General features: G+C 37.3%; 12 protein-coding genes. All 12 read left to right on the top strand.

The genetic code is table 11. The features are described from left to right. Positions 1-32 precede the first annotated feature (32 nt). The 12 genes from rsmH (at position 33) to ftsZ (ending at position 17,185) form a co-directional block, all read left to right on the top strand. Positions 33-1,013 carry a 16S rRNA (cytosine(1402)-N(4))-methyltransferase RsmH gene (rsmH, locus tag GHC26_RS08040; RefSeq protein WP_205599206.1) on the top strand — a complete coding sequence of 327 codons (981 nt, stop codon included), beginning with the start codon at positions 33-35 and terminating at the stop codon, positions 1,011-1,013. Continuing rightward, positions 1,010-1,390, top strand: coding sequence for a cell division protein FtsL (gene ftsL, locus GHC26_RS08035; RefSeq protein WP_163970751.1), 381 nt, complete (start codon positions 1,010-1,012; stop codon positions 1,388-1,390). The genes rsmH and ftsL overlap by 4 nt, the downstream gene beginning before the upstream one ends. 14 nt (positions 1,391-1,404) lie before the next feature. After that, a complete protein-coding gene (locus GHC26_RS08030; RefSeq protein WP_163970750.1) occupies positions 1,405-3,630 on the top strand; it encodes a penicillin-binding protein in 2,226 nt (741 codons plus the stop codon). Between the two features lie 93 nt (positions 3,631-3,723). Continuing rightward, complete coding sequence (locus GHC26_RS08025; protein ID WP_163970749.1) at positions 3,724-5,676, top strand: stage V sporulation protein D; 1,953 nt, start codon at positions 3,724-3,726, stop codon at positions 5,674-5,676. Between the two features lie 141 nt (positions 5,677-5,817). Beyond that, positions 5,818-7,281 (top strand): UDP-N-acetylmuramoyl-L-alanyl-D-glutamate--2,6-diaminopimelate ligase, encoded by a 1,464-nt coding sequence (locus tag GHC26_RS08020; protein ID WP_163970748.1) that lies wholly within the window; start codon positions 5,818-5,820, stop codon positions 7,279-7,281. A gap of 5 nt (positions 7,282-7,286) precedes the next feature. Continuing rightward, positions 7,287-8,654 (top strand): UDP-N-acetylmuramoyl-tripeptide--D-alanyl-D-alanine ligase, encoded by a 1,368-nt coding sequence (locus GHC26_RS08015; protein ID WP_318936996.1) that lies wholly within the window; start codon positions 7,287-7,289, stop codon positions 8,652-8,654. A 30-nt stretch (positions 8,655-8,684) separates the two neighbouring features. Next, the gene (gene mraY / locus GHC26_RS08010) at positions 8,685-9,668 is read left to right on the top strand and encodes a phospho-N-acetylmuramoyl-pentapeptide-transferase (RefSeq protein ID WP_163970747.1); all 984 of its coding nucleotides are present in this window, start codon (positions 8,685-8,687) and stop codon (positions 9,666-9,668) included. Then, positions 9,668-11,017 (top strand): UDP-N-acetylmuramoyl-L-alanine--D-glutamate ligase, encoded by a 1,350-nt coding sequence (gene murD, locus GHC26_RS08005; protein ID WP_163970746.1) that lies wholly within the window; start codon positions 9,668-9,670, stop codon positions 11,015-11,017. The genes mraY and murD overlap by 1 nt, the downstream gene beginning before the upstream one ends. Positions 11,018-11,222: 205 nt before the next feature. Then, on the top strand, positions 11,223-12,344 hold the full coding sequence (gene spoVE / locus GHC26_RS08000) for a stage V sporulation protein E (RefSeq protein WP_163970745.1): 1,122 nt from the start codon (positions 11,223-11,225) through the stop codon (positions 12,342-12,344). Positions 12,345-13,617: 1,273 nt separating this feature from the next. Next, on the top strand, positions 13,618-14,403 hold the full coding sequence (locus tag GHC26_RS07995) for a cell division protein FtsQ/DivIB (RefSeq protein WP_163970744.1): 786 nt from the start codon (positions 13,618-13,620) through the stop codon (positions 14,401-14,403). 212 nt (positions 14,404-14,615) lie between these two features. Further along, on the top strand, positions 14,616-15,893 hold the full coding sequence (gene ftsA / locus GHC26_RS07990) for a cell division protein FtsA (RefSeq protein ID WP_163970743.1): 1,278 nt from the start codon (positions 14,616-14,618) through the stop codon (positions 15,891-15,893). 167 nt (positions 15,894-16,060) lie between these two features. After that, on the top strand, positions 16,061-17,185 hold the full coding sequence (gene ftsZ, locus GHC26_RS07985; RefSeq protein ID WP_163970742.1) for a cell division protein FtsZ: 1,125 nt from the start codon (positions 16,061-16,063) through the stop codon (positions 17,183-17,185). The last annotated feature ends 889 nt before the right edge of the window (positions 17,186-18,074 follow it).

Genomic DNA, 18,074 nt, shown 5'->3' with positions numbered 1-18,074 from the left:
AAACACACACTAAGAAAGAAGTGATGACATCTATGTTTGAACATTATAGTGTATTGCGAGACGAGGTAATGGACGGACTTCAACTTAATCCAAGCGGTACATATGTGGATTGTACGCTTGGTGGTGGAGGACATTCATTTCAAATTGCAACTGAATTAAGCGAAAAAGGCCATTTAATTGGATTTGACCAAGATACGGATGCACTAGAAGCAGCCAAACAACGATTACGGGAATATGAAGATCGGATTACATATATTCATGCAAATTTTCGAGAGATAGAAGAGGAACTTGAACGTCGAAATATAACTTCAATTGACGGAATATTATTTGATTTAGGAGTTTCTTCACCACAATTAGATCGAGGTGAAAGGGGATTTAGTTATCAACACGATGCCAAACTGGATATGCGGATGAATCAGGAACAATCTTTAAGTGCCTATGATATTGTCAATACATGGTCTTTTAATGACATGATGAAGATTTTTATACGATATGGGGAAGAGAAATTTTCAAAGCAGATTGCTAGGAAAATTGAGGCATATCGGCAAAATAAAGCAATCACGACCACACATGAGTTAGTGAATATTATTAAAGATGCCATTCCAGCCCCAGCTAGAAGGAAAGGCGGGCATCCAGCAAAGCGCATATTTCAGGCGCTACGTATTGCCGTAAATGATGAATTAGGTGCTTTCAATGATACGTTACACCAAGCTGCACGAATCGTTGATATTGGTGGACGAATCGTCGTGATAACATTTCATTCGTTAGAAGATCGCCTTTGTAAACAAGCCTTTAAGAAGTGGAGTACACCGAAAGAAGTACCAAGAAATTTACCAGTTATACCAGAAACACACCAAGCTCCTTTTAAGCTTATTACGAAGAAACCAATTATTCCAGATGAGGGTGAATTAGAGCAAAATCGACGGTCAAGATCGGCTAAATTACGGATCGTTGAAAAAGTAAAACAGTGGGATGATTCATTTAATTATGAGAAAGGATGGAATAAGTCATGAGTGCTAATCATGCTAGAAGTTGGCAATCCTATAACCAAGTAGAGCCGCAAACAGCTCCAAAGCGTGAGCTCAATAAAGTAAGAGTGAAAAAACAAGGATGGATCACAAGAGGAGAAAAAGTAATATATTCCGTAATTGGCCTCTTTTTTATATTGGCAGGAATTTATCTTGTGTCATTTTCTGTTTCAAATGATGCATTAAATCGTGACATTCAATCATTAGAAAATAAGGTCCAAGAACAACAATTGCAAAATGAAAGTCTTTCGTTTGAGGTCAGAGAATTAAAGAGACCCGAACGTATTACTAGAATTGCAAAAGAAAATGGTCTTAAAATACAAGATGCAGAAATTAAACAAGCTAGCAAGTACACAAATTAGATTGGGTGTTTAAGATGAAGAAAAATAAAACAACTCACTTAATGGCTGGTGTGTTTATAATCCTTTTTGTTGCTATTTTCTTAGTGCTAACCGGTAGATTCTTGTATATACAAGCTACTGGTGAAATTAATGATATATCATTAGAGGAATGGGCAACAGAAAAACGAACAGCTTCATATACTTTGGATGCAGAACGTGGGAAGATTTTGGATAAGAATGGTATGACACTAGCATATGATCGTCCTACTTATCGGATTTATGGCATTATTGATGAAGCATATTCAGAAAATCTAGATGAGCCTATGCATATTGTGGATTCATTGGAAACTGCAGAAGCATTGGCACCTTTGTTAGATATGGAAGAAAACGAGATAGTTAGTCAAATAGAGGAAGGAAAAGAGAGTGGTTTATTTCAAGTAGAATTTGGAACGAGCGGTAAGGAGTTATCTCAACAAAAAAAGGAAGAAATTGAAGAACTTGATCTGCCAGGGATTAATTTCCAGAAAGAATCCATTCGTCACTATCCAAATGGTGAATTCCTCGCTCATATTCTTGGAATTGCACGTAAAAGTGGGGATGAAAATGTTATAAACGGTATAACTGGGCTGGAAAGTTATATGAATGATACGTTACGTGGAGAAAATGGATACATATCATATGAACGAGATAAATATAATACTAAACTATTAGATCCTAATGAAATCATTCAACAACCAAGTAACGGGAATGATGTATATTTAACGATTGATCAAAAGATCCAAACATTGTTAGAAGATGTTTTATCCCAAGTCGAATCGGAATATAATCCAGAAAGAATCTCAGCTGCTGTGATGGACCCGCAAACAGGTGAGATTTTAGCAATGAGTAATCGACCTGGTTTTAATCCGAATAATCCTGATGATGTCGAAAATTGGTATAATGATATTATTTCGACCCCGTTTGAACCAGGCTCAACAATGAAGATGTTTACTTGGGCAGCTGCCATTGAAGAGGGTGTATATAATGGTGAGGAATGGTTCGAATCAGGAACATATCAGGTAAGTGATCGAATAACGGCAATTCGAGACCATAATAACGGAGAAGGCTGGGGACCAATTACCTATGATGAAGGTTTTGCGAGATCCTCCAATGTGGCTGCAGCAAGGCTATTATGGGAAAAAATAGATCCTGATGTGTATTTAGATTACTTACATGCGTTTGATTTTGATCAAAAAACAGAAATTGATTTGCCCGGGGAAGTAGCTGGAAGTATTTTGTATAATTGGCCTATTGAGAAGATCACAACATCTTTTGGTCAAGGTACAACTTTAACACCAATTCAACAAATGAAAGCAGCTTCTGCAATTGCAAATGATGGAAAAATGGTAAAACCATATGTCATTTCGAAAATCACGGAAACAAATAGTAATCAAGTTAAAAGTGAGACAGAGCCAGAAGTAGTAGGGGAACCAATATCTGAAGAAACCGCTTCTGAAGTGATGGATTTATTAGAAACAGTGGTGACATCAGAAAAGGGGACTGGGAGCCGGTATCAATTAGAGGACTATACAGTAGCTGGTAAAACAGGTACTGCTCAAATACCAAATCCAGAAGGTCCAACTCCTTATTTAACAGGTCATGACAATTATGTTTTTTCTTTTTTAGGAATGGCACCTAAAGAGGATCCAAGGTTAATGATGTATGTCTCTGTTAAACGACCCGAACTTGATGATTATGAGGCTGGATCAGTACCAGTATCATTTATATTTCGAAATGTAATGGAAAACAGCTTACACTATTTGAATATAGAGCCAGATAAAGAGAAAGTGGAACAAGTTAATCCAATCCAGATTCCAGCTATAGTTGGTAAAGATGCTAAGGAAGTCGAAGAGAAATTAACGGATCAAGGTATTCGTGTAACACTTGTCGGTAAAGGGGGAAAAATTGTTGATGCCAGTGTAGAAGAAGGTGACGAACTTTTCCCAAATGATCATGTCATATTAGTTACAGATTCACCAACAATGCCCAATATAATTGGATGGTCCATAAGGGATGTATCGATGTTAGCCGACTTACTTCAATTAAACTTGGAAACGTTAGGAAGCGGCTATATTACAACCCAAAGTATTGAACCAGGTAATTCTTTAGAAGAGGGTGACTATTTAGCTGTTGAATTAGAGCCACCTACGAACCAGGATGAAGTGCCACTAGAAGAAGAGGAAGCTAAAAAAGATCCTGAATTAATAGAACAAGAAGAATAAGTTGGGAAGATAAAGATATTTCAAACAGTGTTCTAATCTTAATTCATTACACATATAGTGGATACAAGCCTACCTATGAAAAGGGGATGGAAGATGAAACATAAACGTGTATCTGCTGTTACAGTAAGGAGAAGGATTGTCACTGTTTTTCTTTTTGGTATACTACTGTTTGGTATAATTGATGTTCGTTTAGGGTATGTGCAATTTGTGATAGGGGACAAGCTTGCAGAGAGAGCTAACGAATCATGGAGTAGAGACATTGAATTCAGACCTGAACGAGGAAATATATTAGATGAAAGTGGAGAAATATTAGCTGAAAATGTTACTGCACCATCTGTTGTGGTAGTTCCGAGTCAGATTGAGAACCCTCAGGATGTTGCTGAAAAGTTAGCATCGATACTAGATTTAACAGTTGATGAAGCATATGATTATGTTTCGCAAAACGAGTCAAGTGTACGGATTCATCCAGAAGGTAGAAAAATCTCTGAGAAACAAGAAACAGCTATAAAGACACTTAATCTTGATGGTGTGTATCTTGCAAAAGATTCTAAGCGCCATTATCCATATGGTGATGATTTATCTCATGTTTTAGGTTTTGCAGGCATTGACAATCAAGGATTGACGGGATTGGAAGCATATTATGATGATGAGCTAAGTGGTGAGAAAGGTAGTCTTTCCTATTATTCTGATGCAAAAGGGGGACGACTGGAGCAATTAGCGGATACATATGAGCCACCTAAAGATGGTTCCCATTTAAAAACGACGATTAATTCAAAAGTCCAGACCATTATAGAACGGGAACTAGATATCGCGACTGCAAAATATAATCCAGATGGAGCACTTGCAATAGCGGTAGATCCTAAAACTGGTGGAGTATTAGGGATGACTTCAAGGCCAAATTTTAATCCAGAAAATTATCAGGAAGTAGATTCAGACGTTTATAATCGAAATCTCCCCATTTGGAGTACGTATGAACCAGGCTCAACATTTAAAATTATTACACTAGCATCAGCATTAGAAGAAGATCAAGTTGACTTAAGAGAAGATGAGTTCCATGATGATGGGGATATATCTGTTGAGGGTACAGAACTACATTGTTGGAAAACAGGAGGCCATGGTCATCAATCTTATTTAGAAGTAGTCATGAATTCTTGTAACCCAGGATTTGTTGAGTTAGGTACAGAACTAGGAGAGGAGAAATTATTTTCCTATATTGAAGATTTTGGTTTTGGCGAAAAGACTGGTATTGACTTACAAGGTGAAGAGAATGGTATTTTATTTAGCCCAGATCAAGTTGGTCCTGTAGAATTAGCGACAACATCATTTGGACAGGGAGTTTCAGTAACACCAATACAACAAGTGATGGCGGTATCTGCAGTCGTTAATGGTGGTTACTTGTATAAACCATATATAGCAAAGGAATTTATTGACCCACAAACGAATGAAACGATTAAGAAGATTGAACCATCATTAAAACGTCGTGTGATTTCAGGCTCAACATCAAAAGAAGTACGTGTTGCACTTGAGCATGTCGTGGCAGAAGGTACTGGTAGATCTGCATATGTAGACGGGTATCGAGTAGGAGGAAAAACAGGAACCGCACAAAAAGTAGGACCAGATGGAACGTATATGGAAAACAACTATGTTCTTTCGTTTATTGGATTTGCCCCAGCTGACGATCCAGAAATTGTTGTTTATGTTGCAATTGATAATCCCAAAGATACGATCCAGTTTGGTGGACAGGTTGCAGCACCAATCGTTGGAACAATTATAGGTGATAGTTTAAGAGCAATGGAAGTAGAACCACGGGACGACGGTTTGGAGAAGGATTATCAATGGCCTGACCAACCTAAGGTAGAGGTACCAGACCTCGTTGGATTAAGGAAAGAGGACTTAAATGAATATATGACAAATCTATCTATTGAAACAAGCGGAAGTGGGGATTATATCATTGACCAAGCTCCAAGTGCAGGATCTATGTTAGAAGAAGGAGAAAAAATCAGAATTTATCTTGCTGATGAAACGGAAGAAAATAATCGTGATTAATTTGTAAATTTGCTATAATAGATACGCAAATAAAATGCATTAGAATGACAAACCTATATAAGAGGGTGATTCCACCCTCTTAAAATATGGATTACGACGAATAAATATAGATGTGTGAATAAGAAAGTTAGGATGTTTAACATGAAACTAAAAGAAATTCTCTCTGTTTTACCTTTTTACAAAGCGAATAACGATATTTCTCCTATTACGATACGTAATATAGAAATGGATTCAAGGAAAGTGAAAAAAGGCGACCTTTTCGTTTGTATCAAAGGATTTACTGTTGATGGTCATGACTTTGTAGAACAGGCAATTGATAATGGAGCCGTTGCAATATTAGCTGAAAGAGAAGTTCCCTCAAATATCCCGATTATACTTGTTGCCGATACTCAGCGTGCACTAGCAATGGTAGCTGCAAAATTTTATAACTATCCGACAACGAAAATGCCACTTATAGGGGTAACAGGTACAAATGGAAAAACAACTGTAACGTATTTATTAGAATCAATTCTTAATGCGAATCATCAAAAAACGGGTGTTATTGGTACCATTCAAATGAAAGTTGGAGATGACGCATATCCAATTGCAAATACTACGCCAGATTCACTATTTTTACAAAAAATGTTCCATACGATGCACGAACAGGCTGTAGATACTGCAATTATGGAAGTTTCTTCTCATGCACTCGACTTAGGCAGGGTATATGGGTGTGATTTTGATATAGCTATTTTTACGAATTTATCACAGGATCATCTTGATTATCATAAAGATATGGATGATTATATTCGTGCGAAAAGTTTATTATTTTCTCAACTAGGCAATTCCTATGATGGCAAAGATAAGTTTGCAATTATTAATCAGGATGATACACATTATTCTTTACTTCAGCGTAGTACAGCACAACATGTTATTACATATGGCATCAATCATGAAGCACAAGTAATGGCTACAAATATTCAATTAGATGCACTTCTTACCCGTTTTACATTAAAAACGCCTATCGGAACAATTGATATTAATAGCAGATTAATGGGGATGTTCAATGTTTACAATATGTTAGCTGCTAGTGCGGCTGCTATTGCTATGTCAATTCCGTTAGATATAGTTAAATCAGCCCTTGAAAATATAAATGGCGTGGATGGACGCTTTGAGGCAGTTGCACCTGAACAACCGTTTACAACCATTGTTGATTATGCACATACTTCTGATTCGTTAGATAACGTACTACAAACCATTAGAGGCTTTGCAAAGGGAAACGTATATGTTGTCGTTGGATGTGGTGGGGATCGTGATAAAACGAAACGACCATTAATGGCACAAATTGCTTTGAAATATGCCGATCAAGCAATTTTCACATCCGATAATCCACGGACAGAGGATCCACAGCAAATCTTACAAGATATGATTAACGGGGTAAAAGGCGATCATTATGAGGTCGTTGTTGATCGAAAAGATGCTATCACACGTGCTGTGAATCTTGCAAAACCAGACGATATTATACTTATTGCTGGAAAAGGGCATGAAACCTATCAACAGATTGGCCATACGAAATATGACTTTGATGATCGCAAAGTAGCTCATCAAGCAATTCAGGATAAGGAGTAAAGGGAATGATGTTATTTACAACAAAATGGTTATCAACGATATTTCCAACGTATAATGGATCTGTTATGGATGAAAACGTTATTGAGCATGTTACAACAGATAGCCGAGTTAAATCGAGCAATTCATTGTTCATCCCATTAGTTGGAGAAAAATTTGATGGACATGATTATGTGAAACAAGCAATCAATCAAGGTGCTGTTGCAACCCTATGGAATAAGCAAAAGGAAGTACCCGCTAATTTACCGTCAGATTTTATCCTTTTTTATGTAGATGATACACTAGATGGATTACAACAGTTGGCAAAAATATATCGGAATGAAGTGAATCCAATCGTAATTGGTATAACTGGATCTAACGGGAAAACAACAACAAAAGATATCGTTTCAACCGTAGTTGGAATGAGCTTCAAAACACACCATACAAAAGGAAATTTAAATAATTTAATCGGTTTGCCATTAACGATGTTAGCGATGCCTCGAGATACGGAAATGCTTGTTTTAGAAATGGGCATGAACCAGTTTGGAGAAATTGAGCAGCTATCAACAATGGCAAAACCAGATTATGCGATTATCACCAATATTGGAGAATCTCATATTGAATACTTAGGATCAAGAGATGGGATAGCAAAGGCTAAATTAGAAATCATAGCTGGGATGAAAGAAGATGGAACATTACTAATTGATGGTGATGAGCCTTTATTAACGCATAAAGATTTGCCAAAAAATGTAATAAGGTGTGGTTTTGACGCCCACAATGATATAATAATTAAACATTCTGTATTAACCCAAGATACTACAGTATTTACACTATCTGATGGGAATGAATATACTGTCCCTTTATTAGGTAAACATCATGCATTAAATGCTACTTTTGCAATAACGTTAGCGAAGGAGCTTAAAATAGAAACTTCTCTTGTCCAAAAGGCTTTATCTTCTACCTCACTGACAGGTATGCGCTTTGAACGACTTTCTGGTAAAAACGGATCTTCTATTGTTAATGATGCATACAATGCTTCTCCCACATCAATGAAGGCATCCATTGAGGTTGTTAAACAGCTGAAAGGCTATACCCAAAAAGTATTAGTTTTAGGAGATATGTTAGAGTTAGGGGAAAATGCAAAGGAATTGCATTATGCCATATCAGATATTATAGATGAACAAATAAGTACAGTATTAACGTATGGGGATGATGCAAAGGAAATTTCGAAGGCAGTAAAAGATAAAGGACTAACTATTGAATGTAAACATGTTGAAACGAAGAAAGACTTATTACAAGCAATACAACCATACTTAAAACGTGATGTACTCATTTTATTTAAGGCATCACGGAGAATGGAATTTGAAACAATTGTAGATCAAATTACGCATTCCTAATGGACGGTTTTTGCACGAGGAGGAACAAAAATGAATATAACAATCGTAATCATGACAATTGCAATAGGATTTCTTATCACCGTCCTTTTATCACCTATCTGTATACCTTTTTTGCGGCGACTCAAGTTTGGACAAAGTATTAGGGAAGAAGGACCCAAATCCCACATGAAGAAAAAAGGTACCCCAACAATGGGCGGTATTATGATTGTGATAAGTATTGTCATTACATCATTAATTATGGCTAATAAGGTGAATACAGCTGGAATTGGCTATGAATTATGGCTTTTGTTATTTGTATTAGCGGGTTATGCACTACTAGGGTTTTTAGATGACTTTATTAAAGTAGCAATGAAACGAAACCTTGGTTTAACATCAAAACAGAAAATGGCTGGTCAGCTATTAATTGCACTCATTTTTTATCTTATTTTACGCTATCAACAGTTTCCTACATATATCCAAATTCCAGGAACGAATTTTCAATGGGATCTTGGATGGGGATATGCATTGCTCATTATCGTCATGGTAGTCGGTGCTTCAAATGCTGTCAATTTGACTGATGGATTGGATGGTTTATTAGCAGGAACAGCTGCAATTGCCTTTGGAGCTTTCGGTGTTTTAGCATGGTATGGCTTCCCACAACATGAGGTTTCTATTTTCGCACTTGCCGTTGTTGGTGCACTACTTGGTTTCCTTGTCTTTAATGCACATCCTGCTAAAGTCTTTATGGGGGATACAGGTTCGTTATCCTTAGGTGCTGCAATTGCTGCAGTTGCTATTTTAACGAAAATGGAAATATTGTTAGTCATAATTGGTGGCGTCTTTGTCATCGAAACGTTATCAGTTATTATTCAAGTTATATCGTTTAAAACAACAGGAAAAAGGGTATTTAAGATGAGTCCACTTCATCACCATTATGAATTACTTGGTTGGTCAGAATGGCGTGTCGTGTCTACCTTTTGGATGATTGGTCTTATTTTTGCTTCCCTTGGGCTATATATTGAGGTGTGGTTATAATGGATATGTTACGAAATTTTCACTATACAAATGTTCTGGTGCTTGGTTTAGCTAGAAGTGGAACAGCTGCAGCTAAAATCTTATTAGAAAACGGTAAAAACGTCCGCATCACAGATCGTGACGCAGATTGGCATGATAACAATGTGCAAGAATTACAAGCACTTGGAGCAGAATTAATTCTAGGTACCCATCCGATATCAATTTTAGATAATATTGAAGTTATTGTAAAAAACCCCGGAATTCCGTATGAGGTACCATTATTGGTAGAAGCTAAAGAAAGAGGTATTCCTATTATTACCGAAATCGAGATTGCAGGTCAGCTTGCGCCAAATTCGATTATTGGTATTACTGGATCCAATGGAAAAACGACTACTACCACGTTAACAACCAAAATGCTAGCAGCAAGTGATCAAAACGTAAAAGTCGCAGGAAATATTGGAACGGTTGCAACCGATGTTGCACAAGATTTAACAAAAGACGAAACACTAGTACTTGAATTATCATCTTTTCAGCTTTTGGGTGTTCAAACGTTTAAACCTAAAGTCGCCGTCCTGTTAAATATATATGAAGCACATTTGGATTACCATAAAACATTGGAAAACTATCAACAAGCAAAATGTAATATTTTCATCAATCAATCAAAAGATGATTACTTAGTTTATAACGCAGAAAATGAAACAGTTGTGAAGGCGATCAACGATGCAAAAGCAACTCTTATTCCGTTCTCTACTAAAACCTATCAACGTAATGGAGCATATGTGGATGAGGAGTTTATCTATTTTCAAGGTGAAAAAATAATTAATCGGAAAGACGTTGTATTAGTTGGAGATCATAACTTAGAAAATATTTTAGCCTCGATTAGTGCAGCAAAATTAAATGGTGCAACAAATGAAGGAATAAAGCAGGTATTAACGACATTTTCCAGTGTCAAACATCGCTTACAATTTGTGAAAAATATCCATGATCGAATATTTTACAACGATTCCAAAGCCACTAATATCCTTGCTACTCAAAAAGCTCTAGCTTCCTTTCAACAGCCCGTTATTTTACTAGCTGGCGGATTAGATCGCGGGAATGGTTTCTCAGACTTACTCCCATATTTACAAGGAGTTAAGGCAATGGTTGTCTTTGGCCAAACAGCTCCAAAATTGAAAACAATTGCAGAGCAAGCAGGGATCGGGCTTATTGAAGAGGCAGATAATGTAGATGATGCTGTTCCAAAAGCATACGAATTGTCAGAGGCGAATGATGTGATTCTATTATCACCAGCATGTGCAAGCTGGGATCAATATAAAACTTTTGAACAGAGAGGAGACATGTTTATACAAGCCGTGCATAGACTAATGTAGAGGCTTGTTTTCTTTTTACACGTTAGGAACGTATAAAATTTTAGCCAAGAGGTGGACTCGACGCAGCTAAAATTTTTACGTCCCAAGTATAAGAAAAACTAATACTTTCGCTAAAAGACGAGCGAATGCGAGTTTTTCTACTTAATAGATTACTATCGGAAAATAATGCCTCTATTCCAATGATTATGGAAACGGGGTGCTTTATTTGTTTAGGGAATTTTTTAAGAATAAAAATCAACAAGAAAAACCAGATTTTACATTACTAGCTGTGATTATTGCACTTTTAGTAGTTGGAATTGTAATGGTATATAGCTCCTCTTTTGTTTGGTCTGATTATAAGTATGGTGATACACTATATTATGTGAAAAGACAGCTATTATTTGTCGGTGCAGGGTTAGTCGCAATGTTTGCTTTAATGCGAGTCCCTTATACTATTTGGAAGAAATATGCAAATGTCATATTGCTAGCTTGCTTTATTTTATTAATCCTTGTCCTTATACCAGGTATTGGCATGGTACGAGGTGGAGCGCGGAGCTGGATTGGAGTTGGCGCTTTTAGTATACAACCCTCTGAATTTATGAAACTAGGACTAATTATGTTTCTTTCTACGTATTTAGCTGCGAATCAAAAATATATTACATCGTTTAAAAAAGGTTTCTTCCCTGCACTAATTCTCGTTTTTGCAGCATTTGGCTTAATTATGCTTCAACCAGATTTAGGTACTGGGGTAGTACTTGTTTTAACATGTATGGTTTTAATTTATACTGCTGGTGCAAAAATCTCTCATTTCGTTTGGCTAGGTATTTTAGGGATTGTTGGCTTTTTGTTTCTTATTCTATCTGCTCCATATCGAATTAGTCGGATTACCGCCTTCTTAAATCCATGGGAGGACCCCCTAGGAGATGGATTTCAAATTATCCAGTCTCTCTATGCGATTGGTCCAGGGGGATTGTTAGGAGTAGGTTTAGGAGAAAGTCTACAAAAATACTTTTATTTACCAGAACCACAAACCGATTTTATATTTGCTGTTTTAAGTGAGGAACTTGGTTTTATTGGTGGTACAGTAATGATCGGGTTATTTTTACTGCTATTTTGGCGTGGTATACGAATTGCACTGGAGGCCCCAGATCAATTTGGACGTTTCTTAGCACTTGGTATTACATCTATGTTAACCATTCAAATTATGATTAATGTAAGTGTCGTCATCGGATTAATACCTGTAACAGGGATTACGTTGCCATTCTTAAGTTATGGGGGTTCCTCGTTAACACTGACACTTTGTTCGGTCGGTATTTTATTAAATGTTAGTCGACATGCTAAAATGTAAAAAAATGCTGTTTTCGTTTAGTTTATCGTTTTCTATTGCACATAATCGATATTAGTGCAGTAGTTTGATTATCCTTTATAGGATATGTGCTCAACCATCGCAGCGGAAAACACTCGCTTTCACCATGGGCACAAGGGCAACATCTGTTCAAACTCCCACGGTCGTTTTCACAGTGTTTTCTTTCCCTCGGGGAACGCTTCAGCCTCCTCATAGAAAAAGAAAAACGTAAGCGCCTTGGTCACACCCGATTAGAAAACTTGGCTTGTCGCCAAGCGGCGAAAGCCTTAGTTGCACTTATGCAGTAAGTTTTTTCTTATCTGCCAAGCTTAAGCCAAGCCTCGGTGTGGCGGTTTTTGCCACAAAGAGGATTGACTTAAGACCTCGAGGGTGTAGGCGCTGGCCGATGAATACGCCACGTCCTGTGGCTTCATCGGCACTAGGACGTCCTGTCCGTCGAAGTTAGACATCGCGAGCAAAGTACGCTCGCTGTGGGGTCTTCAGACTGTTCCTTTTCCCGTCGTCTAAGAAATTATAAAAATTGTACCGGTGAATAACTGAACAATAGGAACAGCCACGTCCAGCTCCAGCGCTCAACGACTAGCGAGACTTCCCTCACCTCCGTACGATAAGTCAACATCGACTCCCTACGGTCGCCGTGTTTCCTTTATCTCCTGCGGCTCAGTCCAGTCCGTACGTCGTTAACCGAGCACTTACGCTTTTATTCTAAGAGTCTCGCATTTTCCGCTGCTTGGAATAGTTTTCTATACAAGTAAGATATAAAGACACTGAAATCGAATATGTCTATCATTCGCTTCAATCAACTGTCGCATTGTCAATAGTAATGATTAAAATTAAGACAGCTCGACCTAGTGAAGGAAATACACGTAGTCTCCTGCGGAAAAACGAGACTAAGAGACCCCGCAGTGTGGTTTTCACGAGGAGACTCGTGGGGAGTCCGCGGTAAAGTAGACAATGTGAAAACGAAAAGTTTGAACAGATGTCGCACTTATGCCCCTGGTGAAAGTGAAGTGTATTTCCAGAACGGTATTCACAATCTAAACTATTGCGCATAATGCATCTTATATGCAATATGTTTCATACAGAAGGAACAATCTTTTAGGAGTTATCCAAAGAAAAATAGAGAAATCTGTTAATCTAGGTATAGATTCCTACATTTTTTAGGTGGTTGTATGGTATAATCAATTTACGAACATCAAATGAAACAGTAGCTTATACTGTTTCATTCTATTATTTTAATAAAGGAAGAAATAGGATGACTCAGAAAAAAGTCGTTTCAATTGAGGAACATATCCCTACTTTGAAACAAGAGCGGAAGAAAAAGGCTAATCGCCGATTAATATTTTATCTTTCTATTTTCTTCTTGTTAATCTCCATTATTGTATACTTACAATCACCATTAAGCAATGTAAAGCAAGTTGTCGTTACAGGAAATTCCTTTATAGAAAAAGAAAATGTTATAGAGGAAAGTGGTATATCAGTTGGATCAAATATATGGATGACAAAAATATCATCAATAGAAGACAAAATCGGTGATAACCCGATTGTAAAATCTGTTAATGTAACAAGGAAACTTCCTTGGACAATTGAAATTGATATTACAGAACATAAACGTGTTGGCTACATAAAATTAGATGATAGTTACCATACTATATTGGCTAATGGTGTTACAATTACGGCAACAAGCTTAGAGTCAACCAATGGTGATGCACCATTTCTTTTTGATTTTACAGAAGATACATATTTGAATAAAATGACGGATGAACTACAAAAATTACCAGACGGTATTTTAAACCTTATCTCAGAAATTCATTGGAAACCAACTGAGAGTAATAAGAATAAGCTGTTACTTTATATGAATGACGGCTTTCTGGTGGATAGTACAATTCGTGATTTTGCAGAGAAAATGAAAGTTTACCCTTCTATTGTTTCACAGTTGGATTCAGAACAAGAGGGGATTATTCATATCGGTGTTGGTGTTTATTTTGAATCATTTCAAGAGGATCACCAATCTGAAACAGAAGAAATAGAAGTAGAATAATTATAATTGCTTAAAAATGGTAAGAAAGTAAATAATAACCAGCAACTTTTTTGCAAGAAATAGAGGGATTTTGTCACATTTTGTTGAATATCTCTTTATATATTTTCTTTTTTTATGAAATCCGCTAAACTAGTAGAATACAGTATTAAGATGTAGTTTATCTAATAGATTTTGTTTTCTATTAGATGCTTCGGAATTGGGAGGTGCCTTCTTTGAACAACAGTGAAATTTTAGTAAGTCTTGATATAGGTACATCAAAAATAAAAGTGATAATAGGCGAAGTCTTAAATGATTCTTTAAACATTATTGGAGTAGGTACTGCTAAGTCCAATGGGATGAAAAAAGGTGCGATCGTGGATATTGATCAAACGGTTCATTCTATACGCAATGCCGTAGAACAAGCAGAACGTATGGTTGGCATGCAAATTGATCGTGTTGTAGTAGGAATAAATGGTAATCATATTCAACTTCAACCATGTCATGGGGTTGTAGCAGTTCAAAGTGAAAATCGTGAAATTGGTGATGAAGATATCACCCGTGTAATAGATGGTGCACAAGTTGTTTCAATCCCACCAGAACGTGAAATTATTGATGTTATACCAAAACAATTTATTGTGGATGGTTTAGATGAGATAACGGATCCAAGAGGGATGATTGGGGTTCGACTTGAAATGGAAGGGACCATTATTACATGTTCCAAAACAGTTTTACATAATATCTTAAAATGTGTGGAACGTGCAGGGTTACAGGTATCTGATATTTGTCTACAACCACTAGCAGCAGGAACGATTGCATTATCAAAGGATGAAAAGAACTTAGGTGTTGCATTAATTGATGTCGGTGGTGGATGTTCAACAGTCTCTGTTTTTGAAAATGATCATTTAATTTCGACTAGTGTTGTACCACTAGGTGGAGACAACATTACAAAAGATCTATCAATTGGCCTAAGAACATCAACGGAAGAAGCCGAAGATATAAAGCTAAACTATGGGCATGCTTTTTATGATGATGCCCAGGAAGATGAGTCATTCGAAGCTTCTATTATTGGCAGTAATACACGACAAACGTATAATCAATTACAGATCGCTGATATGATTGAGGCACGATTGGAAGAAATTTATGCCTTTGCAGAACGAGAAATTAGACGTATGGGTTACCAGGGATTACCAGGTGGATATGTTTTAACAGGTGGTACAATGAGAATGCCTGGTGTTTTAGAACTCGCACAAGATATTTTTCAATCAAATGTACGAATAGCAATACCTGATTATATTGGTGTTCGTGAACCACAATTTACAGCTGGTGTGGGAATCTTGCAATTTGCCTATCATAATGCGAAAATACAAGGAAAAGAATTATTTCCGTCTGTAGTAGATGTGCAAGAGCCTAAACCAAAACGAAATAAAAAGCAATCAAAAAATGATGAGACCGTAAATAAAACGAAAAAAGAATCTGGAATTGCTAATTTCTTTAGGTATTTCTTTGACTAAGCAGGTATTTTTCTGCACTAAATCGCAACTGTGCAGCGGGTACTTATAAATTAATAGGAAATTAGTTTTAAACCTATTTTTTAAAGAGGTAATACTTGTATAAATCGCTTATAGTACAATTAGCTTCTAGAACTCTTGTAACTTTGCATATTAGGAGGAACGAAAGTATGTTAGATTTTGATACGGAAATGGACCAATTGGCATCAATAAAAGTCATCGGAGTCGGTGGCGGCGGTAGTAATGCAGTAAACCGTATGATTGAACATGGTGTAGAAGGTGTAGAATTTATTGCTGTAAATACGGATTCACAAGCACTTAATCTATCAAAAGCAGAAGTGAAACTGCAAATTGGTGGTAAACTTACAAGAGGTTTAGGTGCTGGTGCAAATCCTGAAGTAGGGAAGAAAGCTGCAGATGAAAGTAAAGAACAATTAGAAGAAGTACTGCAAGGTGCAGATATGGTCTTTGTTACAGCTGGTATGGGTGGTGGAACAGGTACTGGTGCGGCTCCTGTTATCGCCCAAATTGCTAAAGAACAAGGTGCATTGACCGTTGGTGTTGTTACAAGACCATTTTCATTTGAAGGCCGTAGACGATCTACACAAGCCGTAACTGGTATTGACGCATTAAAAAATGGTGTTGATACATTAATCGTTATCCCAAATGACCGATTATTAGAAATCGTTGATAAAAACACTCCAATGCTAGAGGCATTTCGTGAAGCAGATAATGTTTTACGACAAGGGGTGCAAGGTATTTCTGATTTAATTGCTAAACCAGGTCTGATTAATGTTGACTTTGCTGATGTGAAAACAATTATGTATGATAAAGGGTCTGCATTAATGGGAATTGGTGTAGCAACAGGAGAAACTCGTGCTACCGAAGCTGCTAAAAAAGCAATCTCTTCTCCATTATTAGAAACTTCAATTGACGGTGCACATGGGATACTAATGAATATAACTGGTGGAACGAACTTAAGTTTATTTGAAGTACAAGAAGCAGCGGATTTAGTTACATCTGCAGCCGACAATGAAGTAAATGTTATTTTTGGTTCTGTTATTAATGAAAACCTTAAAGATGAAATTGTAGTAACGGTTATTGCAACAGGATTTGTTGATAATAAAAAAGAGGAAAAACCAACGAGACAACGTCCAATTCTTAACCATAAACAACATGCTGCAACAAAACAAACAGAGGATGGTCCTCGTGAACAACCTTCCGTAAAACGTTCAGTAGAGGAAGACGAGCTAGATATACCTACATTCTTGCGGAATCGAAATCGAAATCGTTAATAGGAAGAAAAGAAAGCAATTGGATCGCTTGATTCGATTGCTTTTTTACTGTCTAGGATAACGTAATAACCTTATTTGACATGATTATCATCTTCTAGTTCACACCCCTTTTTACCTTTGGCTCTTTCGCATACTTTATAGATTATGCGTCGTAAATTGCGCCATTGATTTCCGCTCTGGATAATCGCTTTCACCATGGGCACAAGTGCGACATCTGTTCAAACATGTTTGTTTTCAGTGTCTTCTTTGCCGCGGACAACGCTTTTAGCTTCTTCGATAGAAAAGCGTAAGCGCCTTGGTCAGCCCTGATTAGAAAACTTGGCTTGTCGCCAAGTGGCGAAAGCCTTAGTTGCACTTATGCAGTAAGAAAGTTTTTCTTATCTGCCAAGCTTAAGCCGAGCCTCAGTGTGTCGTTTTGTGCTCGTGATGAGGATTGACTTAAGGCCTCGAGGGGGTAGGTGCTGGCCGATGAAAACTCGTGCGTCCTTATGTCTATTGGCACTACGACGTCAATCGCTCGAAGCTAGACATCGGAAGCAAAAACGGCTTCCTGTGGATCTAGCTGCGTGTTTTTTCAGCAGGAGTCGATTGTCCTACGCTCCAATCAATAATAATAAGCTAAAAGTTACTATGTATTTGAAACTCATTTTAGGGAGGCAACACACCAAGACTCCTGGTTCGTCGGCTAACATCGGTCACGTCCTGTGATAGGCACCGACACTAGAACGTCCTCGCAAAAGAAAAACACTTTTGCTTCGTGCGATGTATCGCTGTCGTAGCTTTCCTTGTCCTGTCCGTCGATACGAGCCTAAGAGACCAGCAGTGTGGGGGTTACGAGGAGGCTCATGGGGAGTCTTAAGGTGGGCGAAGTGTTTTCCCGTAGAATAAT

The organism is Oceanobacillus halotolerans (genome assembly GCF_010993955.1).
Lineage (GTDB): Bacteria > Bacillota > Bacilli > Bacillales > Amphibacillaceae > Oceanibacillus_A > Oceanibacillus_A halotolerans.
The sequence above is the reverse complement of the archived record's forward strand: the minus strand, read 5'-3'. Positions and strand labels throughout refer to the sequence as shown.